Source organism: Streptomonospora salina, assembly GCF_014204715.1.
Taxonomy (GTDB): domain Bacteria; phylum Actinomycetota; class Actinomycetes; order Streptosporangiales; family Streptosporangiaceae; genus Streptomonospora; species Streptomonospora salina.
This window is the reverse complement of sequence record NZ_JACHLY010000001.1, coordinates 2856991-2877743: the sequence shown is the minus strand read 5'-3', so window position 1 is coordinate 2877743 and position 20753 is coordinate 2856991. Positions and strand designations below refer to the sequence as shown.

Here is a 20753-nt window from a genome sequence, read left to right as displayed (position 1 = left end):
AGAGGGCCTCTGCCGATCGGCCGACGCTCCCGATCGCATCCGCCGTTCGCTCGCATCGAATGCGGCCGACGCCCGCAGGCCGTCCTCCTGCGGGTGCCGGTCCGGCTGAACGTGGGTCCAGCCTAGGCAGATCGTCTTGCGCCGCGCTTTCAGTTCGCTTACGGGCGGTGGAAGCCGGTCCGCCGGCACGGGCGGGAACACGCGGAGCGGAACGCTCATCTTCCCGCCCTCCGCAATCCCGACACCTCGGATTCTGACCTCATCAGGCCGCGAACGGCACGAAGGCGGTCGCTCCCTCTAGACTTCCTGCCCGTGGCACACCACGCTCTCGACACCGCCGACGCACCGACGGGCCTCCTTCCTCGGAGCACGTTCTGGCGTGTGGCCGTCCTGCTGACGGGCACCGCCGTCCTGAGCGCCGCGACGCTCGCTCTGTGGGCCGGCGGCGGTCTGGCACGCGCCGACACCGACCCCGGCCGGCAGCCGGGCGACACGGTGCGCACCGCGATGTACACCATGACTCCGCACGAGGCGGAGTTCGTCACCGACGACACCGGTACGACCGCGTTGCAGGTGCGCGCCGACCTGGTCTCCGAACACACCGAACCGGTCCCCGTCAGCGCGTTCGGCCGGGCGATCGGCGTCGCTTTCCCGTCCGGCGAGATCGACGCCTCCGCCCTGAGCGTCAGCTACACCCGCCATCCCGACGGCCTGGTCTTCGACATCCAGCCGGACATGCGCGAGGAGGTCCTGATGACCTGGTCGCTGCAGAAAGCCGAGTCGGACGGCCAGGACCGGCAGGAGGACTCCGACAGCCCCCTCGCCGGCCTGGGCGGCGACCCCGGCCCGAGCGATCCCCTCGACGCGGAGTCGCTGCTGGAGGGGACCGAAGACGTGGCGCCGCTCGCCGAGAAGGAGGACACGGTGACACTGACCTTCAACAAGACCGAGTTCTCCCCGGGCTTCACCGACCGCTCCGAAAGCTGGCGCCCCACCGACGAGGTCGCCGCCGAGACGTCGTTCCCGCTCCGGAAGGGGTGAGGCGGCCGTGTCCCCGTTCCTCCGCAGCGCGCTTTCGACGTTCTCCAGTCTGACCTTCGTCGCCCTGATCGTCGTGGCGCAGGCCCTGGTGCCCGACGACACGCTGGCGACCGAGCCCGTCGCCCATTCCGGCGAGCTGGGCGAGCCCGTCGACGCCCGGCGGTTCACCGCCACGGCCGAGAAGGTGGAGTTCGCCGAGACGGTCGCCGAGGAGGGCGGCCTCGGCTCTTCCGGACCGATCGAGGCCCACGGCGTGTGGGTGGTGGCCACCGTCGAGATCACCGCGGCGACGGCGCCTCTGAACAGCGTCGACGCCGAGCTCGTCATGGGGGACGGCTACGTCTACTCCGCCAGCACGTGGGTGAGCAACGGGCTCAACGGCGGTGGCAGCACACCGGCGCCGGGGATTCCCCTGACCGGAATGCTGGTCTTCGAGGTTCCCGAGAAGCGGGTCGACGACCCCGCTCTCCACGTGAGCGCCCGCGAATCGGTCGACGACCGGCTCAGTGCCCGCGCCGACATCCACCTGGGGCTGGACGGCGCCCGGCTCGACGAGCGCCTCGCCGATCCCCAAGAGCGGATCGCCGTTCCCGCCCCCGCCCAGACGTCGTAGGAAGCACCGACCATGCACCCTGACGACCCGCGCCGCGGCGACCGGCCCACCGGTCAGCAGCCCCCGCCCCCGCCGCCGGGGCCTCGGCGGCGTCGCGCGGGACAGCAACCGCCTCCGGGGAGCGGTCACCCGGCGCCGCCTCCCGGGCCAGGCCCCGGTCCGCAGGGCGGCCCCCCGCACCCGCCGCCTCCTCCGCCTTCCGGCGGCGGGTCTGCCGGTCCCTACGGCCCCGGGCCGCGTCCGGGCGGTCCCGGACCGCCCGGCCCGCCTCCGCCGGGCGGAGGGCCGACCGGGCCTCCGCCGCCCCCAGCGGGGCCGGCGTTCGCTCCCCCGCCGCCCGGTCCTCCGGGGCCGGGGCCGCACCCGCCCCAGGGTCCTCCTCAGGCGCCGCCGCCGGCTCCGCAGCAGGGCGGGGGGCGCCCCCGGCGCGCCCTGCCGCTGTGGAAGCGCGCCCACCTGCCCTCCATCGCCGTGCTCGCAGTGGTGCTGCCGATCGCGTTGGGCACGCCCTGGTGGCTGGAGCGCCAGGAGATGCTGGACCGCGGCGTGGTGCCGCCGGAACCGCGCCGGGCGGTGGAGACGGAGGAGCCCGCCGAACTCGTCGGCAGCCGCTGGGAGCTGCGCGGAACCCTCGTCGGCGAGCTTGAGGGCGCGGATCCGCCGCCCGAGGGCACCCGCCTCGTCGACGCCGTGTTCACGCTGACGCCGGGCGAGGGCGGCGCGCGGGAGCGCCTCGGCCAGTGCGACGTCCGCGCCGTGGACGAGGAGGGGCGCTGGTGGCGGCCGACCTCCCGGTACTCCATGCGGCCCAGCTTGGAGGACGCGCTCTCGGTCGTCTACGGCTGCTCCGGTGACGACGGCGAACCGCTGCCCGCCGGGGAGGAGACCGGTGTCGTCGTCAGCTTCGTCGTGCCCGAAGACGCGGTGGACTCGCTGGCCTTCGAGATCACCGTGCCCACCGCCGGACCGGAGCAGGACCCCGCTCCCGACGCGCTCCGCTTCCTCCAGGAGCAGCGGTGACAGCCGACCCGGCCCGGACCCCGCCGTCCTCTCGCATGTGCGCCCGTATCAGGCGTGTGCGCCCTGGACGGGCCGCGTCCGGCGCCCGGCGCTGATCGCGCCCACGCTGCGCAGGGTGATCTCGAACGCCGCCGCCAGCAAGCACACCCGCAGCAGTTCGTGCAGCGCGTCGACGGCGAAGCCGATGGGCGTGAGCCACGGCCACCACCAGCTGAGGAAGTCGTGCGGCCCCACGGCGACGAACACCCCGCGCTCCAGCCACCCGAACGCGGCGTCGAGCAGGACGTAGTAGAGGCAGAAGCCCAGGTAGAACACCGGGCCGGCGCGCAGGACGAACCGCAGGGCGTTGACGAAGGGCATCCACCGGTCCTGCGCGTCGCGCTGGAAGATCCGGCCGATCTCCCGCATGAAGGGGTTGCCGTCCGACGTCAGTGCCCCCTCGATCTTGGCGGCGCGGCTGCCCTTGCGGAACAGCGACTGGTAGCGGCCCATCTCGGCGCCGAAGACCACCGCGGCGATGGTCAGCCACAGCAGCGGCTCGAACAGGCCGTCGCGCAGGTGCTCCAGCACCTGGCCGACCGCCGCCAGCGCCGCGGTATAGGCCTGCTCGACCGGCAGCGACAGGGTGCTGCCGAGGCTGCGCATGGACTCCCGGATGCCGTTCTCGACGACGTAGAAGGCCTGGCGGTCGGTGAACCAGGCCCGGATGTTGCCGAAGACCTGCACGATCGAGAAGAGGCCGAAGAACATCCAGTTGGCCTCGAACAGCGCCGTGAACACCCCGAGGGGCTTGCTGTCGGTGCGCCGGTAGAGCCGTTCGCACAGCATCCGAAGCAGGAACGACGCCAGCGCGATGCCCAGCGGGATCCCGAGCGCGTTGATCTCGGTGGTCTCCACGAACCCGTCGAGGCCGCGCTGGTTGATCAGTTGCACGTTGTACTGGCGGAACTCCTCGGCGAAGCGCCCCCAGGCGTTGTAGAAGATCAGGAACGGCAGGATCGCCATCGCGACGGCGTCGACCCAGCGGCGCTCGCGCTCGGCGGCCCCTCCGGACCGTGCGGAGGGGGCGGCCATTTCGCGGTCGACGGCGGGCAGGCCCGGGCGCAGCAGGTGGAACATCACGATGGTCACGGTGAGCTGCGCCAGTACGACCAGGGTCATCCCGATCAGGGCGAGATTCTGGTCGATCGCCGACAGGCGCACGACCCCGCGCATCATCATGTCGTGCAGGAACGTGCCGATGACATAGACGCACAACAGCGGCGCCCAGTACCGCCTCGCCAAATCGAGGGAGTAGAGGGGCAACCGTGCAATCGAGACCGTGGCCGTCGCCGTCCTGCTCATCGCGCGAGAATCCTAACGGCTCGGCCGCGAGCGGTGTCTCCGCGCACTGGCCGTAGTCGGCCGCAGTGGGCAAGGTGGAGTACGGACCGCCCCGAGTCCGGGGCAGGAAGAGGAGGTGGGATGAGCGACGGCGACGGCTGGGTGACGCTTCCCGACGGGTCGCGCCGCTGGGGCCGCTTCGGCAGCGCCGGCCTGCTGCTGCTCGCGCCGGAGGGGCGCGAGGCGGGGGGCAGCCATGTGCTGATGCAGCACCGCGCGGTGTGGAGCCACCAGGGCGGCACCTGGGGCGTTCCCGGCGGGGCGCGCAACAGCGACGAGACCCCCGTGCAGGCTGCGCTGCGGGAGTTCGGGGAGGAGGTCGCGGGCGACCCGGGCGGCATGGAGCTGGTCGGGCTGCACCGCCAGGAGCACACGGTGTGGCGCTACGACACGGTGCTGGCCCGGGCCGTGTCGGGAGAGCGGCTGGAGGCCGCCAACTGGGAGAGCGACGAGGTCCGCTGGGTCGGCGTCGGCGACGTTCCCGGCCTTCGGCTGCTGCCGGCGTTCGGCACGACCTGGCCGCTGCTGCGCGAGGCCCTGGGCGAACGGCTCGCCGTGGACGTGGACGCGTCCACCGTGCTGCCGGCCGGGGCCGACGAGGACGGCGCGTCGGTGGAGCGGTTGCGCGACGACCTGGCCGGACTGGCCGCATCGGGCGTCGCCGCCGGAGCCCTGCCCGACGGAATCGTCGGCGCCGGCCTGCACCGGTGGTTCCCGCGGATCCGGTTGTTCGTGTCGGCCGGGGCGCAGGTGCCCGAGCCGGTGCCCGGCGTCGAGGTCGTGTGTACGCGCCCGGAGGGGGCGCCCGACCCGCCGGTCGAGGCGGAACCGGCGGACGGGGTCCGCACCGGGGTCCTGTTCGTCACCGGACGCGGCGATGCGGCCGGTGGCCGCGGGGTGCATACGGTCGGGCCGTCGTGGCTGGCCGCGGCGGGCGCCCTTCCCGTAGCCGCCCGGCGGGGGCCGGTGGCGCCGGAGACATGACCCACGCTCGCGGCGCCGCGCCGCCGGCGGGCACGTCCGCCGCGCGCCGCTCGTTGTCCCCGTGACGCCGAGCCTCGGTTCGGCGGTCCGTTCCGCTGTGTCGGGACGATCAGGTGCCGGAGCGCTCCATCAGGGGTAGGTCAGGGGTACGCCCTGATGCACCGCTGCTACCTGACGGGCATCCTGGACAGGACAGGCTGGCGACCAGGCTTCGACCAGCCGGAATCGAAGGAGCTGACATGACGCTGGAGCGCGGAAACTCGCTCATGCCCGTGCACGCGGCGACGATGATGTGGCCCACCGGGATCGCGACGGGAGCCGGCGTGGTGGCCGGAGGCCTGTCGTTCCTCACGTCGCTGCCCGCCATCACCGTCGCAGGACCGCTCGGCACCGCGATTTTCTTCTTCGCCCTGGTCGGCGGCGGCGTTTCGCTTCTCGGAAGCAAGGGCGACCGCCGGGCGCGCCGCTGGGCGGGCCAGTACCCGTGGCGCTTCGCGGGCGGGCCCGCCGTGCTGGCCGGGCTCGGTGCCGCCGTCACGTCCCTGCTGAGCGGGACCTTCATCGGCGCGATCTTCTCGGGTCTGGCCGCGGCAGCGGTGATCTGGGTCATCCTCGGCGTGATCGGCATGGTGGCGGGGAACAAGTCGGGCTGATTTCCTTGTTGCACCGGTCCATGGCAGTACACACCAACGGGGAACGACCAAGCGCTCTATGACTGAAGCTCGTCAGAAGATGATCGAGCGTGTCCGCGGGCTCCTCCGCATGGCGGAGGATCCCTCGGTCACCGATGCCGAGAGCCAGGCGTTCACCGCCAAGGCCGCCGAGCTGATGACCCGGCACGCCATCGCCGAGGCGGAGGCGCGTGCCGAGCGGGGCGAGGAGCCGGAGTCGGTGACGCGCCTGGACTTCCCGGTCTCGGGGGTCGGCGGTCACGGCAAGGCGCGCGTCAAGGCGTTGGCGGGGATCGCAGGGGCCTACGGGTGCCAGTCGGCGGTACGCGGCAACAACTCCACCAACGCCGAGCGGACGCTGATCATCGTCGGCACGGCCAGCGCGCTGGACGCGCTGCGGGTACTGCTGCCCTCGATCAGCATGCAGATGGAGGCCTCGGCCAAGTTCACCGCGCGTGAGCACGTCACCAACCTGCGCGAACTGCGCAACTACGACCGGTCGACGCTGGCCACCGAGCGCAGCCGGTTCTACCGGTCGTTCGTGCGCGCCTACGGGTATGCGGTGGCCGAGCGGATCAAGGAGTTCCGCGCCCGGCTGCGCGACGAACGCGAGGACGGGGCCGAATCGTCGGATTCGGAGTCCGGCCAGGACGAGGCGGCGTCCTCGCGCGGGGCCGAGGTCGTGCTGCGCACCGACATCGACCGGGTTCGCGAGGACTTCCAGAGCCGGTTTCCCGAGCTCAAACCGACGAAGCCGGAGCGCACCCACCACCGGGCCGGGTATCGGGCCGGATACGCGCGGGGGCGCCGTGCCGAGATCGGGATGGGTACTGCGGTCGACAACAGCGGCACTTCGGCACTGTCCGAAAAGGAGTAACCGGACGCGGCCGCACTCATCCACATGCTCCCCGCATTGCCGCATCCTTGTGGATAACTCTGTGGGTAACTCGGGGGAATCCGTCCAGATTCGCCGAGCGGCCAAAAACGCCTGTGGATAAACCTCGCGGCCGCGTTTTCTTTCCGCCGCCCGCCCGTCGACGGGCGGGCGCCCACCCGTAGTGCGCCGTTCACGTGCGGTCGTGCGCGGCGCTCGCGAACGCATGTCCGTTTCTTCGCACCGCCGGCCGCACCGGACGCAGGACGGAGCCCCGTGCGCGTTCGACGGAGGGCGGAAGCGTTCTCCACAGCCGGGCGCGGGAATCCTCGACGCCGGGAGTGACGTAGGCCACTCTCAAGGGAAAGAGTGATGTCGCACACTCCCCAACGCCGACGAGGAGCCACCGCCGATGACGACCGCAGCCACGCTCCTGAAACCGTTCCTGCGCTACAAGACCGCCCTGCTGCTGACCTACCGCGACGACGGCCTCACCCCCCACGGGACGGCGGTCAGCGTCGCGGTCGCCGACGGGCGCGTCCTCTTCCGCGCCTGGGAGGAATCGGGAAAGGCCAAGCGGCTGGCACGCAACGCCAACGCCGATCTGCGCCCCTGCACATTCAACGGCAAGCCGCGCGGCGGCGCCGTGCGCGGCGAAGTACGCCCCCTGGAGGGCGACGAGGCCAAGCGCGCCTCGCTGCTACTGGCCCGGCGCCACCCCATGCTGCAGGGCTGGGCCGTGCCGATGAGCCACAAGCTGCTGAAGTACCGCACCCGGCACTACGAGTTCGTCCCGCTGGATCTCAACCACGACATCGAGAACATGGAGGGCTGCCCCGACTGACGACCGCGCCCGTGTACGGGGGACGGCGGCCGCTGCGGCTACGCCACCCGGAGCGGCATCACCAGGTAGCGGAATTCCGGCGCCTGCCCCTCGTCGGCGGGCACGTCGGTGAGGACGACCGGCTTGGTCGGTGCCGTGAAGTCGATGCGGACGTGTTCGGAATGCACGGCACCGAGGCCGTCGAGGAAGTACTCGGGGGTGAACGCCACCCGGACGGGATCGCCGCTGAACTCGACGGCCAGCGCCTCGGCGGCTTGGGCGTCCTCGCCGGACCCGGCCTCCAGTACGACCTCCCCTTCGCTGAACGACAGGCGCAGCGGGGTGTTGCGGTCGGCGACCAGCGCAACCCGCTTGACCGCCTCGATCAGCGGGGCGGTGGCGACCGTGGCGCGGCCCGCGGCCTCCCGGGGGAACCGGGACTCGTAGGCGATGAAGTCGCTGTCGATCAGGCGCGTGGTGGTACGGCGCCCGTTGTTGTCGAATCCGATCATCCCCTCGCCGTGCGTGCGGTCGCCGGCGGCGGCAGACAGCGCGAGGTCGAGGTTCGTGCCGCCGGTGAGCGAGCGGGCGACCTCGTGCAGAGTGCGCGCGGGCACCAGGGCGGAGGTTTCGAGGTCGGCGACCTGCGGTTTCCACCACAGCTTGCGTACAGCGACGCGGTAGCGGTCGGTGGCCGCAAGGGTCAGCGTTTCGCCGGAGAAGGCGATGTCGACGCCGGTGAGCATGGGCAGCGTGTCGTCGCGGCTGGCGGCCGGGGCGACCTGGCGCACCGCTCCGGCGAAGGAGTCGGCGCTGAGCGAACCGCTGCCCTCAGGCATCGGGGGCAGCGACGGGTAGTCCTCGATGGGCAGGGTGAGCAGTGTGAAACGCGCGCTGCCACAGGTGATGAGGACGCGGGAACCCTCGGCCCGGACGTCTACGGGGGCGTCGGGGAGGTTGCGCACGATCTCGGCGAGCAGTCGGCCGGAGATGAGCAGAGCGCCGGGCTCTTCGACGCTCACCTCGACCTCGGCGCGCGCCGACACCTCGTAGTCGAAGCCGGACAGGCGCAGCGCGGAGGAGCCGGGCTCGGCCTCAAGCCGCATGCCGGCCAGGACCGGAAGGGACGGGCGCGCCGGGAGGGCGCGAGCGGTCCACGTCACGGCGTCGGCGAACGAATCGCGGTCGGCTCTCAATCTCACGCTGTCCCACCTCACGTATCCGGCGGCCGGACCTTCTCCGGCCCCGTCGCACCCGGTCGGCTCCCGGTGCAGCCGCCTCGGCTCCGGGCACGGTTACCGTAGCCGTCAGGGGCGACATTCCGTCCGGCGAGCGCGCGGAAACGTCTCCCGGACCGTCGCCTCGCGCAGCCGCGCCCCTCCTCCCACGTGGGCGGGGTGTCACTACGGCCGGCCGCACCGCGGGGACGCGGCCCGGACTCCGGACCGCGAACCGCGGCGGGCGGGCCGCGCGGGCGCGCGGGGTCAGCTCCGGGTGGGCTTGAGCGTCCAGGTGACGGTCATCGCGCCGGTGGCCGTACCGTCCTCGGTGCGCAGCTCGACCTCGACCGCGAACTCCGGGCGCCCGCCCTCGTCGAGTTCGGCGACGATCTCCTGCCGCGGCCGGGCCAGCTTCGCCTCGGCGATCATGTCGCCCATGGCGAGCTTGTAGTAGCGGATGTCGGCGTGCACGGCCAAGGGGACGCAACGGTCGAGCCGGTCGCCGAATGTTCCGGTGACGATCGCGCCCGACGCCGACTCGCCGAGTGTGAACATCGCACCGGCGTGCGGTCCGCCGACGTGGTTGTGGTGGGCCTGGTCGTCGGGGAGCCGCATCACGACCCGGCCGTAGTCGACGTCGAGGAATTCCACGCCCAGGGTCCGGGCGAAGGGCACCGCCGCCGTGAAACCGGATTTCACGGACGCGGCGGTCTCTGTGTCCATGGTTGCCATACCCGGGATATTACTCGCTAGTAACCGATGTTGCCGGGCACCACCCCTGCCGGCCCTCCCGCACCCGCCCTTCGTCCCCGGCAGGGTCTGCGCCTATGCTGGCCTGGCCCGACCGGGCCCGTGAGCAGCGCACGAAGGGACACCCCATGCTCCTGGCCGCCGAAGAGACGCCGGCCTACCTGCCACCCGTGGTCCTGCTGCTGTGCGCGGCCGCCGTCATCGGCTATCTCAGCGTGAAGGTGCGCGTCGTACCCATCGTCGGGTTCCTCCTGGCGGGCGTGCTGATCGGTCCCCACCAGCTCGGCCTGGTCGCCACCACCGAAACCGTCGAAGCCGCCGCCGACATCGGGGTCATACTCCTGCTGTTCACCATCGGCATCGAGTTCTCCCTGGACCGCCTGGCCGCCATCAAGAACCACGTGCTGGTCGGCGGCGGCCTGCAGGTGCTCCTCACGGCCGGCGCCACCGCGGGACTGGTCCTGGCGTTCGGGGCGGACTGGCAGACCGCCGTGTTCACCGGTTTCCTCGTCGCGCTGTCCTCCACCGCCATCGTGCTCAAGGTGCTCGCCTCGGCCGGGCGCACCACGGAGCCGGTCGGCCAAGCCTCCGTCGCCACACTGATCTTCCAGGACCTGGCCGTGGTGCTGATGGTGCTGCTCGTCCCGCTGCTGGGCGGATCGGGCGAAGGCCCCCTGGAGATCGCGCGTGCGCTGGGAACCGCGGCCGCCGTGCTGGTCGTCGTGCTGCTCGTGGCCCGCAAGGTCATGCCGCCGCTGCTGGAGCGGGTCGCGCGGGCCTGCTCGCCCGAAGTCTTCCTGCTGACCGTGGTCGCCATCGGGCTGGGCACCGCCTACCTGACCTCGCTCGCCGGCGTCAGCGTCGCGCTGGGCGCGTTCCTGGCCGGGCTGGTCGTCAGCGAATCGCGGCACAGCGCCCACGCCCTCGGCGAGGTGCTGCCGCTGCAGATCCTCTTCAGCGCCACGTTCTTCGTCTCCATCGGCATGCTGCTGGACCTGCGGACGCTGCTGGACCTGTGGTGGCTGGTCCTGCTGCTGGCCGCCGCGGTCGTCGTAATCAAGGCCGCCACCGCGACGACGGCCCTGGCGACCCTGGGCGTGGGCACCTCGACCGCGGTCGCGGGCGGCCTGCTGCTCGCCCAGATCGGCGAGTTCTCGTTCGTCCTGCAGCGCGCGGGCGCCCAGGCCGGGCTCGAACCGGGAGGTCTGGGCGAAGACGGAGAACAAGTGCTCATCGCGGTCACGGTGCTGCTGATGACCCTGACCCCGGCACTGTCGGCGCTGGGCGACCGGCTGGGCAGATGGGCGGGTTCCCGCCGCGGGACACCCCCGCAATCGGGAGCGCCCTCCGGCGCCAGCGCCGGGCAGGCGGCCGCAGAAGCGCCGGTGCTCATCTCGGGCTGGGGGCCGGTGTCCGCCGAACTCGCCGCGGCGGTGCGGGCCCGCGGCATCCCCGTCACCGTCACGACGCTGGGCCCCGACCTCGCCTCAGCCGCCGAGGCCCAAGGCCACACGGTGGTGCGCGGCGACCCGATGCGGCACAACGTCCTGGAGGACGCGGGGGTGTCCGCGGCCCGCGCCGTCGTCGTCGCGGAGAACACCAGCGAGGAGAGCGCCCGCATCGTCGCCGTCCTCCGGCGGCTCGTGCCCGGCGCGCCCATCGTGGTGCGGACCGTCGACGCTCCCGAAACCGGCCTCCTCGCCCCCGCCGGCGCCGACCGCATCGTCGACACGACGGGCAGCGTCTCCGCCGACCTGTCCGGCACCGTGCTGGACGCGCTCGGCCTGCCGGCACCGGCCCCCGGACGCCGCCCCGACCCGCACGTACCCGTCGGCTTCACCGCCGACCCGCAGTCGCCCTGCCCGCACACCGCCGAAACCCGGCCGGTCCTGCCCGGCACGGCGGGCTGCGCCGACTGCCTGCGCATGGGCGAGCGCGACTGGGTGCACCTGCGGATCTGCCTGAGCTGCGGGAACGTGGGCTGCTGCGACTCCTCGCCGAACCGCCACGCCTCGGCCCACGCGAGCGGCTCCGAGCACCCGTTGGTCACCTCCGCCGAGCCCGGTGAGGACTGGGCCTGGTGCTACCTGGACGGCACCCGGATCGCACCGAAGGAGTGAGTCCGCGTGGGTGCGCCGGAGCCGCCGGTCCGTTCGCCTCGCTGCCGCTCGCATTCCGCGCCGGGTGATCCACCACCTCTCCGGCGGCGAACAGCAGCGCGTCGCCCTGGCCCGGCTCATGGTCGAACGGCCCTCGGTGGTCCTGGCGGACGAACCCACCGGCGCGCTCGACGCCGGCAACGGCGACACGGTCGTCGACGTCGACACGCCGACCCACGTCTGAGCCCTCGGATCGTCGGCGTTCGCCCCGCTCCGCCCCCGGCATCAAATGAACAGGAAGGCGACCAAGACGACGATGGCCACGAGCGCCGAGATCCGGGTCGTCCACAGGAACACCGCGGCCAGGCGGGGAGGCAGGGCATCGAGGCGGTTGCGGCCCCGACGCCGCCAGACGATCTCCGGATCGACCGTAACCGCGGTCTGCGTAGCCAAGCCGACCAGCACGAACAGAGTCAACGGGTCGGTGAGGGTTTCGGCGAGTACGGACATCAGATGTTCACGACCACGAACACGGCGGCTAGCAGGCAGAGCGGCACCAGGGCGAGTCGCACGACCCGCATTCTCGTCGAGGACGGCTCGTCCTGGCTGTGGGCGCTCGACCGCAAGAGGCGCCACGTCGGTGTGAACAGCAACGGGACCGCACAGGCGATGTAGAACAGCGCGAAGAGGACATACGGGTCGGTCAGTCCACTCAAGATTTCGTCCACGGGATCTCCGTCCCTCGTTCGTGTCCGGGCGGGTACCGGCTGCCGCAAAAACGGACGTATGCGCGCTCCGACCGGTTCCCCCGAAGCCGACGACGGTCCGAACCCGCGGGCGGGGCGACACCCGGGCGAGGCGGCTGGATGCGGCCTCCACCTGTTGGGCGTCGACGGTGAGGTTCCCCCGTTTCGCCGGAGACCGGGTTACCTGGCTGGGTGAGGCTCCGGCCGGTGGTATCGATGTCGGATGGCCCGTCTCGGGTGCTGTCGGCCACCTCGTACTCATCAGGGGGCATGCCGCCGAGCCGGCTTCGGCCGTCCGGCGGCAGCGGCCCAGGCCGCGAGCAGGACGAGGGCGCAACCGCCCGTCTGGGCGGCGGTCGGCCGCTCGCCGAGGAAGACGGTCCCCACTCCCAGCGCCAGCACCGGTTGCACCAGCAGCAGGGCCGCGCCCGTGCCCGGGGCGAGTTTCGGCAGGGCCGAGCCCAGGAGCAGCCACGAGAAGACCTGGCCCAGCAGCGCGAGGGCCGCCAGCCATCCCCACGACGCGAGCGGCAGCGACAGGTCGATGCCGGTCCAGAAGCCGCCCACTACGGCCGCCGCCGCGGCCGCGCTCAGCGTCGAGACGAACACCGGCACTGCGCTGTGGCCGGTACCTCCCGCCGATCGGGCGATGAACAGGTAGCCGGCGTAGGCGACGCCGGCAGCGGCACCGCTGAGGGCGCCGGAGACCGGGTACCCGCCCGGCGCGGCACCGCCGACCGCGCCGCCGGCGAGAGCCACCCCGGCCAGCATCACCGGCACGGCGAAAGCGAACCGGGCGGACGGGCGGACACCGCTGAAGGCCCAGGCCAGCAGGGGGAAGACCACGACCTGCACGTTGATCAGAACGGCGGCGACGGAGGCGCCGACGCCGTCGATGCTGCGGGCCCAGAACACGTAGTCCACGCCCAGCAGCACGCCGGCCGCGGCGTCGGCGGCGAGGAGCCGCCTCGGGCGCGGACCCCGTGCGCGGTACTCGGCCGCCGCCAGCGGCAGAAGGACGACCAGGGCGAGGGCGCTGCGCAGGAACGCCGTCGTGCCGGGACCCGCCGCGGCGAGCTTCGCGAAGGCCGCGGAGGTCGAGTTCCCGGCGGCTCCGGCCAGGGCCGCCGGTACCGGGTTCAGCCGGTCGAGCGGACCCGCGCCCCGTCCGGACCCGGCCGCGGAGCCGGTACCGGCGGCCGCGGGCCGGGCCGTGTCCGCAGCCGCGATGGTCGTCGTCGGGTCATCCTGCCTGTGCATGGCAACCACTGTGCCGACCGAACCCAGGAAGCAAAAGCGATCATTTCTTCCTGAAAATCGGTAGCGACGCTTATGTGTACCGCAGGCCGGCGACAGGCCGCCACCCTCTCGGGCGTCGATCTTGTAGCTAACGTCACGGGAAATCGGTTTCACTCTCCGTAGCTACAAGATCACCGCGATTCCGGGGGAGCCGGGGGTGCCCGGGGGTAGGGGCGAGCGCCGCTCGGTAGCATCGCTCACGTGTTCAATCTGGAGCGGCTGCGCGTGCTGGACGCGGTCGCCGTACACGGCACCGTCGCGCAGGCCGCGCAGGCGCTGCACGTCACACCGTCCGGCCTCTCCCAGCACCTGGGCAAGCTGGAGAGCGAGACCGGCCACCGCCTGCTGGAGCCCGACGGGCGCGGCGTCCGCCTCACCCACGCGGGCCGCGTCCTCGCCGCCCATGCGGCCGGCGTGATGGCGCAGGTCAGCGCCGCCGAAACCGATCTCGCCGACCTGCGCGAGGAGATTCTGGGGCCGCTGCGCATCGGCGCCGTCGGCAGCGCCGTCCGCACCCTGCTCCCCCGATCCCTCGCCGAACTCGCCCGTGCGCACCCGCGCCTCGTTCCCTCGGTCCGCGACGGCGAGGTCATCGACCTGATGCCGCTGCTGCGCCGCGGCGAACTGGACCTGCTGCTGGTGGAAAGCTGGGCCAACCGCCCGGCTTTCCTGCCGCCGGGTCTGGCCGTGCGACCGCTGGTCGACGAAGAGGTCAGTGCGGCGGTGGCGGCCGACCACCCCTTGGCCGAGCGCGAGCGGATCGGCCTGGCCGAGCTGGAGGGCACGCCGTTCGCCTGCTGCTCGCCCGGCACGGAGCAGCACGAAGCACTCGTGCAGGCGCTGCGCAGCCGGGGTGTGGAGCCGGATGTGCGCTACCTGCTCGACGAGATCCCCACTCAGCTGGCTCTGGTCGCCGCCGGCCTCGCCGCCGCCCTCACCCCCGAGATGGCGCAGTGGCCCGCCCCGCCGGAGGTCCGCTTCCTACCGCTGGAGTCGCCTCTGCGGCGCCGGATCACCGCGGTGTGGCGGACGGGATCGCAGACCCCGCCGATCCGCGCGTGCGTCGCCGCCCTGGAGGACCACCTCTCCGCCTGACCACCGGTCCGACCGGCCACCCGGGCGCCCGGACGGCCGGACGCCCGGACGGCGCAGAGGAACCCGCGCGATCCCGGGGCCACGCCGATGTCTGCGCTATGCTGTGGGCGGCCTGCGTGGCCGCCTTCCCGGAGGGTTCGCATAGCGGCCGAGTGCGGTGCTCTTGAAAAGCACAAGATCCTTAGCGGGATCTCGTGGGTTCGAATCCCACACCCTCCGCAACGGTGCAGCCCTCCGCCGGTCGGGACCTCCCGGTCGGCGGAGGGCTATTCGCGTCCACGGCCCCGGGGCGCCCCGGGGCCGCCTTCACCGCGGCCAGGCGAAAGCCTCGCCCACGGTCGCGGCCAGTTGCAGGTAGGCGTCGCGGGTGCCGGGTGCCAGACGCTCCAGATCCACCTCGGCGCCCTCCTCCAAATGGGAGTCCCACGGCACACGCATGACCGCGCGGCACCGGCTCGCGAAGTGCTGCTCCAGCCGTTCCAGGTCCACGCTGCTCTTGCCGGTGCGCACCATGGACAGCACCACGACCGCGCCGCGCACCAGCGATCCGTACTGGTGGGCCTCCAGCCAGTCCAAGGTCGCGCTCGCGCTGCGCGCCCCGTCGACCGACGCCGAACTGACCAGCACGATCTGGTCGGACAGCCCGAGAACGCCGCTCATGGCCGAATGCAGCAGACCGGTTCCGCAGTCGGTCAGGCAGATGGAGTAGTAGTGCTCCAGCAGTCGACAGACCTCGCGGTAGTCCTCCTCGCTGAAAGCCTCCGAAACCGCGGGGTCCCGGTCGGAGGCGAGGATCTCCAGACGGCTGTCGGCCTGGGACGTGAACCCGCGGATGTCGGCGTAGCGGGAGACCGCGCCCCGCTCGTTGAGCAGGTCGCGGATCGTGGCCGCGGTCTCCAGCCGCACCTTGTCGGACAGGGTGCCGCGGTCGGGGTTGGCGTCGACGGCCAGCACCCGGTCGCCCCGCAGCGAGGCGAGCATCGACCCCAGTGCCACCGTGGTGGTGGTCTTGCCCACGCCGCCTTTGAGGCTCAGCACCGCCACCCGGTGGTGACCGCCGCCCACGTGCGTGCGCGCGCGCTCGGTCAGGTCCCGGCGGCGCTGCTCGGCCGCGGACTCCCCCACGTTGATCAGGCCGAACGTGGCCGAGTGCAGCGCCTTGCGCCAGCCCTTGCCGGGCCCCCGGCTCTTGTCGCCGACGAGGTTCTCCGCGCGCAGGTCCTCGGCGGTCTCGGGATGGCCGCCCTGGCCGGGGTACTGCTGGGCGGGCTGCACACCCTCGGCGAAGTGGGCGGAGTACTGGAACCCCGGCTGCGGACCGGACTGCGGACCGGGCGCCGGCTGGTACGGCTGCCCCGGCTGGTGGGGTCCGGGCGGCGCACCGGGGTGCGGCGCGGGCGCGCCGGCCGGCCCGGCTCCGGGCTGCCGGTACGGATCGTAGGACCCGTCGTAGTCGGGCCCGGGACGGGGCCGCCCGCCCTGCTGCCAGGGGCCGGGCGGGTGGGCCGGGCCGGGCGCCGGAGGCGGCGCGTCCCGGCTCTGCGGACCCGACGGCGCCGCCTCCGGTCCCGGCGGCTCCCCCGGTCCCCTTTGTCCCCGTCCCCATTGCCCCGGCGGGGGCTGCGGCGCGGATGCGGGGCGCTGCGGCCCCCACGCCTGCGGAGCTGCCGTGTCGGGCGGCAGCGGCGGAAGCTGCTCGGGGGCGGGGACGTCCTGCTCCGGTCCCGCCGCCGCGGGACCGCCCGCGGCCGGTGCGCCCGCGGACGCACCCGCGTCGGCGGACGCGCGGGGCTCCCGCGTTCCGGGCGGCGGCGCGGCGCCGTCCCGCAACGGCGGGATGACGTCGGTCGACTCGCCGGGACGCGGCGCGGTCCCGTTCGGGTGCGCTCCGGTTCCGGTGCGGGCGTCGGCGCCCGGACTCGGCGCGCGCTCGGGCGGCGCCCATTGCGAGAAGCCGCTGGACGCGCCGGTGCTCCACGGCGGCGCGGCCGGCTGCCGTCCCGGAGGGCCGGCGGAGTCCCGGCCCGGTTCCCCGGGGGCGCCGTTCCCGGACCGCTCCGGCCCCCCGTCCGCGTAACCGCGTCCGGGAGCCGGCGGGCCGCTCGGCCCGCGGTCGGAGGCCGCGGGGTCCTGCGGGGAGTGCGGGGCGGGGGCGGCACCGGGCGGCGCCCATCCGTGGCCGGGCGGGCGCTCCTCGTGCCCCGGGGACGCTGGGGGCACCGGTCGGCCGCCGGGCGCGCCCGGCGCGGAGTAGGGCTCCGGCCGCGTCCCGGAGCCGGAAGCGTCGTACGGCGCGGCGGGGCTGTAGGGATCGCCGGCCCCCGGTCCGCCCGGGTACGCCCCTCCGGCGGGCGCGGTACCGCCGGGACGCTGCTGCGGCTGCGGCGGACCGTCCTGCCGACCGGGCTCCGGCGCCGGGTAGGGGCCCGAGGGGTAGTCCGCCTGCCACGGGTCCCCGGGCGGCTGCTGCCGCGGCCCGCCGGAAGCTCCGGCCGCCGGCCGCTGCGGCTGCCGGTCGTCCTGCGGGCCCGGCCCGGGCGGGGGACCCTGCGGGACGGAACCGGAGGAATCGCGGGGGAAAGCCGGGCTGTAGGGATAGCCCGGCTCCGGTCCGCCCGGATACGCGTCCTCGACGGACCCGTCCGCGGCGGAACTCTGCGGATTCCGCTGCGGCTGCGGCGGCTGCTGCTCGCGCGGGCCGGTTTCGGACGGGCCCCTGCCGCCTACCGCGTAGGGCGGCGACACCGCGCTCTCGTCGACGGCGTACGGGGGAGGGGGCGGGTCCGTGTCGCCGAACCACTGCTCGGGCGGCGCGGGGGCCGCCCCCTGATCGGCGGGAACCTCACCCGTGCCGGCGTCCCGGTCGTGCCGCCCGTCCCAGGCGCGCGTACCGGCATGCTCGGAACCGTCGTGCTCTCGGTCTGCCAACGCGGTTCTCCTCAAGACGCTTGCTCGGGTGCGCGATGTCCGATCGCTGCCGCCTGGCTGCGCCGGGGGACTCGGGCAGACCAGACCCGGACTCACGACTCATTGTCTCCTCCGCCAACAAAGATACGAGCCGCGGCCAAAACCGGAACCCCCGTGCGGCCGAAGCCCGCCGTCCGCAGCAGGCCGGGACGGGAAGCGCGACCGGCCCCCGGCTGGGTAGCGTTGCCGCATGCACGCGATCCGCATCACAGAACCCGGCCCGGCCGACGTCCTGACCTGGACCGAGGTCCCCGACCCCACCCCCGGCGACGGCGAGGTCCTCGTCGACGTCTCCGCAACGGCGGCCAACCGCGCCGACATCATGCAGCGTCTGGGCAACTACGCCCCGCCGCCCGGAACCCCGGAGTACCCCGGCCTGGAGTGCTCCGGCCGCATCGCCGCCCTGGGGCCCGGCACCGAAGGGTCGGGCTGGTCGGTGGGCGACCCCGTCTGCGCCCTGCTCAGCGGCGGCGGCTACGCCGAGCGGGTCGGTGTGCCCGTGGGCCAGTTGCTGCCGGTTCCGGAGGGGATCGACCTGGTCACAGCGGCCGCCCTGCCCGAGGTGGCCTGCACCGTGTGGTCCAACGTGTTCATGGTCGGCGGTCTCACCGCCGGTGAAACCCTCCTGGTACACGGCGGCGGCAGCGGCATCGGCACGTTCGCCATCCAGCTCGCACACGCGCGCGGAGCCCGGGTGCTCACTACCGCCGGCAGCGCCGAGAAACTCCGGACGTGCCGTGAGCTCGGCGCCGACGCCGGCATCAACTACCGCGAGGAGGACTTCCCCGACCGGGTGAAGGAGGAGACCGGCGGCGCGGGCGCCGACGTCATCCTCGACATCATGGGCGGGTCCTACCTGGCCGACAACGTGCGCTCGCTCAACGTCGGGGGAAGGCTGACCGTCATCGGACTCATGGGCGGGCGATCCGCCGAACTCGACCTGGGACGCATGCTCGTCAAGCGGCTGTCGGTGCACGCCACGACACTGCGCGCCCGGCCGGTCGACGAGAAGGCGGCCATCGTGGCCGGTGTCGCCGAACACGTCTGGCCTCTCGTGTCCGACGGCACCGTCCGCCCTATCGTGGACCGGGAGCTGCCGTTGCAGCGCGCCGCCGAAGCACACAGCATCATGGAGTCGAGTGCGCACGTCGGTAAGATCGTGCTCACCCGCTGACGATCGGACATCTTTCAGGTGAGGGATTGATGAGCGAACGGTTCGACGAGGACAAGCATCCGGACGTGCTGGTCATGGGATCCGCCGGCGAAAGTTCCGCGCCCGGATCCGGTGGACGGGGCGCCGAAGGCGGCGGGGAGGCCGCGTCGCGTCCACTGAGCGAGATGGTCGAGCAGCCTGCCAAAGTCATGCGGATCGGCAGTATGATCCGCCAGTTGCTGGAGGAGGTGAAGGCCGCCCCGCTGGACGAGGCCAGCCGCGCCCGGCTGCGTGAGATCCACACCAACTCCATAACGGAGCTGGAGGACGGCCTCGCCCCCGAGCTGATCGAGGAGCTGGAGCGCCTCACCCTGCCGTTCGCCGAGGGCGGCACCCCCAGCGACGCCGAACTGCGCATCGCCCAGGCCCAGCTCGTGGGGTGGTTGGAGGGCTTGTTCCACGGCATCCAGACCACCGTGTTCGCCCAGCAGATGGCGGCCCGTGCGCAGCTGGAGAACATGCGCCACGCCCTGCCGGCCGGCGGGACCGCGGGGGAGGGCGAGCAGAGCGACCTGCGGTCCGGGCCCTATCTGTAACCTGCCCCGCGGCACATCGCGTCGATCTTGTAGCTACGGTCACTGGAAATCGCTTTCACGCACCGTAGCTACAAGATCGACGCCTCCATCGGCGCCTCCGGGCAGAGAGCTCAGCCCTTGACGGGTTCGAGGACCTCGCGGCCGACGAAGGAGCGCAGCGCCTCGGGGACCACGACCGAACCGTCGGCCCGCTGGTGGTTCTCCAGGATCGCCACGATCCAGCGGGTGGTGGCCAGTGTTCCGTTGAGCGTGGCTGCGAAGCGCGGCTTCCCGGCGTCGTCGCGGAAGCGCGTGTTGAGCCGCCGTGCCTGGAAGTCGGTGCAGTTGGAGGTCGAGGTCAGCTCCCGGTAGCGGCCCTGGGTGGGCATCCACGCCTCGCAGTCGAACTTGCGGGCGGCGCTGGTGCCCAGATCGCCGCCTGCGATGTCGACCACGCGGTAGGGGAGTTCGAGCTTGTCGAGCATCTCGCGCTCCCAGGACAGCAGCCGCTCGTGCTCCTCGCGGGCGTCCTCGGGACGGGTGTAGACGAACATCTCGACCTTGTTGAACTGGTGCACCCGGATGATGCCGCGGGTGTCCTTGCCGTAGGAGCCGGCTTCGCGGCGGAAGCACGACGACCACCCGACGTAGCGGTTGGGCAACCCGTCGGCGCCCAGGATCTCGTCGGAGTGGAATCCGGCCAGCGGGACCTCGGAGGTGCCCACGAGGTAGAGGTCGTCGGCTTCCAACCGGTAGATCTCGTCGGCGTGCTCGCCGAGGAAACCGGTGCCCTCCATGGCCTCCGGCCGCACCAGGACCGGCGGGACCATGGGGGTGAAGCCGTTGGCGACCGCCTGCTGCATGGCCATGTTCAGCAGGCCCAGCTCCAGCAGCGCGCCCACCCCGGTGAGGAAGTAGAAGCGCGCCCCCGAGACTTTGGCGCCCCGGTCGGTGTCGATGGCGCCGAGCAGCTCGCCCAGCTCCAGGTGGTCGCGCGGGGTGAAGTCGAAGTCGGCCGGGGTGCCGACCTGCTCCAGCACCCGGAAGTCGTCGACCCCGCCATCGGGGGTGTCCTCGTCGACGATGTTGGGGATCTCCCGCAGCAGGCGGTCGACCTCGGTGCCGAGCTCGTCGGCTTCGGACTCCGCCTGCTTGACACGGGAGGCCAGCTCCTTGGCCTCGGCCAGCAGGGAATCCCGCTCCTCGGGGGCCGCAGAAGAGATCGCCTTGCCCGCGCTCTTCTGCTCGGCGCGCAGCTCTTCGAAGCGCGCGAGCGCGGCACGGCGCCGGGAGTCGAGGTCCAGCAGGCGGTCGGCGACGGTCTCGTCCTCACCGCGGACCCGCTGCGAGGCGCGCAGGCGGTCGGGGGTCTCTCTGACAGCGCGAAGGTCGATCACATCTGCAGGCTACCGGTGCTCGGGGAGGCCGGCATCCGCACAC

Annotated in this window: 18 protein-coding genes, 1 tRNA gene and 2 pseudogenes; 13 read left to right on the top strand and 8 right to left on the bottom strand. The window is 72.9% G+C overall.

Features of this window, described 5'->3' with window-relative positions; genetic code table 11:
* Positions 1-312 precede the first annotated feature (312 nt).
* From HNR25_RS13150 to HNR25_RS13140, 3 genes are all read left to right on the top strand, one after another.
* Positions 313-1041: a hypothetical protein gene (locus tag HNR25_RS13150; protein WP_184635466.1), complete on the top strand. Its 729-nt coding sequence runs from the start codon at positions 313-315 to the stop codon at positions 1039-1041.
* Between the two features lie 7 nt (positions 1042-1048).
* Complete coding sequence (locus HNR25_RS13145; RefSeq protein ID WP_184635465.1) at positions 1049-1654, top strand: DUF4352 domain-containing protein; 606 nt, start codon at positions 1049-1051, stop codon at positions 1652-1654.
* 471 nt (positions 1655-2125) lie between these two features.
* On the top strand, positions 2126-2674 hold the full coding sequence (locus tag HNR25_RS13140) for a hypothetical protein (RefSeq protein ID WP_184635463.1): 549 nt from the start codon (positions 2126-2128) through the stop codon (positions 2672-2674).
* Positions 2675-2722: 48 nt separating this feature from the next.
* On the opposite strand, the gene HNR25_RS13135 is transcribed toward HNR25_RS13140, so the two are convergent.
* The gene (locus HNR25_RS13135; RefSeq protein WP_184635461.1) at positions 2723-4018 is read right to left on the bottom strand and encodes a hypothetical protein; all 1296 of its coding nucleotides are present in this window, start codon (positions 4016-4018) and stop codon (positions 2723-2725) included.
* Positions 4019-4138: 120 nt separating this feature from the next.
* Here HNR25_RS13135 and HNR25_RS13130 point away from each other — a divergent pair, with 120 nt between their 5' ends.
* From HNR25_RS13130 to HNR25_RS13115, 4 genes are all read left to right on the top strand, one after another.
* Positions 4139-5041 carry an NUDIX hydrolase gene (locus HNR25_RS13130; protein ID WP_184635459.1) on the top strand — a complete coding sequence of 301 codons (903 nt, stop codon included), beginning with the start codon at positions 4139-4141 and terminating at the stop codon, positions 5039-5041.
* Positions 5042-5280: 239 nt separating this feature from the next.
* The gene (locus HNR25_RS13125) at positions 5281-5694 is read left to right on the top strand and encodes a hypothetical protein (RefSeq protein ID WP_184635457.1); all 414 of its coding nucleotides are present in this window, start codon (positions 5281-5283) and stop codon (positions 5692-5694) included.
* A gap of 58 nt (positions 5695-5752) precedes the next feature.
* Positions 5753-6589, top strand: a complete 837-nt coding sequence (locus HNR25_RS13120; RefSeq protein WP_246463649.1) for a DUF2786 domain-containing protein — start codon at positions 5753-5755, stop codon at positions 6587-6589.
* Positions 6590-6998: 409 nt separating this feature from the next.
* Complete coding sequence (locus HNR25_RS13115) at positions 6999-7430, top strand: PPOX class F420-dependent oxidoreductase (RefSeq protein WP_184635455.1); 432 nt, start codon at positions 6999-7001, stop codon at positions 7428-7430.
* 38 nt (positions 7431-7468) lie between these two features.
* On the opposite strand, the gene dnaN is transcribed toward HNR25_RS13115, so the two are convergent.
* Positions 7469-8611, bottom strand: coding sequence for a DNA polymerase III subunit beta (dnaN, locus tag HNR25_RS13110; protein WP_184635452.1), 1143 nt, complete (start codon positions 8609-8611; stop codon positions 7469-7471).
* 282 nt (positions 8612-8893) lie between these two features.
* Complete coding sequence (locus HNR25_RS13105; protein ID WP_184635450.1) at positions 8894-9361, bottom strand: DUF4442 domain-containing protein; 468 nt, start codon at positions 9359-9361, stop codon at positions 8894-8896.
* A 95-nt stretch (positions 9362-9456) separates the two neighbouring features.
* Between HNR25_RS13105 and HNR25_RS13100 the strand changes: the two genes are divergently transcribed.
* The gene (locus tag HNR25_RS13100) at positions 9457-11499 is read left to right on the top strand and encodes a cation:proton antiporter domain-containing protein (protein WP_246463647.1); all 2043 of its coding nucleotides are present in this window, start codon (positions 9457-9459) and stop codon (positions 11497-11499) included.
* 10 nt (positions 11500-11509) lie between these two features.
* A pseudogene (locus tag HNR25_RS26520) lies at positions 11510-11701 on the top strand (ATP-binding cassette domain-containing protein); the annotation flags it as partial.
* Positions 11702-11763: 62 nt separating this feature from the next.
* Here HNR25_RS26520 and HNR25_RS13090 read toward each other — a convergent pair.
* The 3 genes from HNR25_RS13090 to HNR25_RS13080 form a co-directional block, all read right to left on the bottom strand.
* Positions 11764-11988: a hypothetical protein gene (locus HNR25_RS13090; RefSeq protein ID WP_184635448.1), complete on the bottom strand. Its 225-nt coding sequence runs from the start codon at positions 11986-11988 to the stop codon at positions 11764-11766.
* Positions 11988-12206 (bottom strand): hypothetical protein, encoded by a 219-nt coding sequence (locus tag HNR25_RS13085; protein ID WP_184635446.1) that lies wholly within the window; start codon positions 12204-12206, stop codon positions 11988-11990. Before HNR25_RS13085 ends, HNR25_RS13090 begins: the two co-directional genes overlap by 1 nt.
* Before the next feature lie 279 nt (positions 12207-12485).
* The gene (locus HNR25_RS13080; protein WP_184635443.1) at positions 12486-13484 is read right to left on the bottom strand and encodes an EamA family transporter; all 999 of its coding nucleotides are present in this window, start codon (positions 13482-13484) and stop codon (positions 12486-12488) included.
* A gap of 240 nt (positions 13485-13724) precedes the next feature.
* On the opposite strand from HNR25_RS13080, the gene HNR25_RS13075 reads away from it, so the two are divergent.
* Positions 13725-14618: a LysR family transcriptional regulator gene (locus tag HNR25_RS13075; protein WP_184635441.1), complete on the top strand. Its 894-nt coding sequence runs from the start codon at positions 13725-13727 to the stop codon at positions 14616-14618.
* Between the two features lie 130 nt (positions 14619-14748).
* Positions 14749-14837 (top strand) — tRNA-Ser (locus HNR25_RS13070).
* A gap of 87 nt (positions 14838-14924) precedes the next feature.
* On the opposite strand, the pseudogene HNR25_RS27060 reads toward HNR25_RS13070, so the two are convergent.
* A pseudogene (locus tag HNR25_RS27060) lies at positions 14925-16265 on the bottom strand (MinD/ParA family ATP-binding protein); the annotation flags it as partial.
* Between the two features lie 1510 nt (positions 16266-17775).
* On the opposite strand from HNR25_RS27060, the gene HNR25_RS13060 reads away from it, so the two are divergent.
* A complete protein-coding gene (locus tag HNR25_RS13060) occupies positions 17776-18759 on the top strand; it encodes an NAD(P)H-quinone oxidoreductase (RefSeq protein ID WP_184635437.1) in 984 nt (327 codons plus the stop codon).
* Between the two features lie 29 nt (positions 18760-18788).
* Complete coding sequence (locus HNR25_RS13055; RefSeq protein WP_184635435.1) at positions 18789-19334, top strand: bacterial proteasome activator family protein; 546 nt, start codon at positions 18789-18791, stop codon at positions 19332-19334.
* A gap of 110 nt (positions 19335-19444) precedes the next feature.
* Here HNR25_RS13055 and serS read toward each other — a convergent pair whose 3' ends face one another.
* Positions 19445-20710 (bottom strand): serine--tRNA ligase, encoded by a 1266-nt coding sequence (serS, locus tag HNR25_RS13050; protein ID WP_184635433.1) that lies wholly within the window; start codon positions 20708-20710, stop codon positions 19445-19447.
* Positions 20711-20753 lie beyond the last annotated feature (43 nt).

Excerpts from the sequence above, each read along its gene's own strand:
- HNR25_RS13135 (WP_184635461.1), bottom strand. The coding sequence starts at position 4,018 with ATGAGCAGGACGGCGACGGCCACGGTCTCGATTGCACGGTTGCCCCTC.
- HNR25_RS13130 (WP_184635459.1), top strand. The coding sequence starts at position 4,139 with ATGAGCGACGGCGACGGCTGGGTGACGCTTCCCGACGGGTCGCGCCGC.
- HNR25_RS13125 (WP_184635457.1), top strand. The coding sequence starts at position 5,281 with ATGACGCTGGAGCGCGGAAACTCGCTCATGCCCGTGCACGCGGCGACG.
- HNR25_RS13120 (WP_246463649.1), top strand. The coding sequence starts at position 5,753 with ATGACTGAAGCTCGTCAGAAGATGATCGAGCGTGTCCGCGGGCTCCTC.
- HNR25_RS13115 (WP_184635455.1), top strand. The coding sequence starts at position 6,999 with ATGACGACCGCAGCCACGCTCCTGAAACCGTTCCTGCGCTACAAGACC.
- HNR25_RS13105 (WP_184635450.1), bottom strand. The coding sequence starts at position 9,361 with ATGGCAACCATGGACACAGAGACCGCCGCGTCCGTGAAATCCGGTTTC.
- HNR25_RS13100 (WP_246463647.1), top strand. The coding sequence starts at position 9,457 with ATGCTGGCCTGGCCCGACCGGGCCCGTGAGCAGCGCACGAAGGGACAC.
- HNR25_RS13090 (WP_184635448.1), bottom strand. The coding sequence starts at position 11,988 with ATGTCCGTACTCGCCGAAACCCTCACCGACCCGTTGACTCTGTTCGTG.
- HNR25_RS13080 (WP_184635443.1), bottom strand. The coding sequence starts at position 13,484 with ATGCACAGGCAGGATGACCCGACGACGACCATCGCGGCTGCGGACACG.
- HNR25_RS13060 (WP_184635437.1), top strand. The coding sequence starts at position 17,776 with ATGCACGCGATCCGCATCACAGAACCCGGCCCGGCCGACGTCCTGACC.
- HNR25_RS13055 (WP_184635435.1), top strand. The coding sequence starts at position 18,789 with ATGAGCGAACGGTTCGACGAGGACAAGCATCCGGACGTGCTGGTCATG.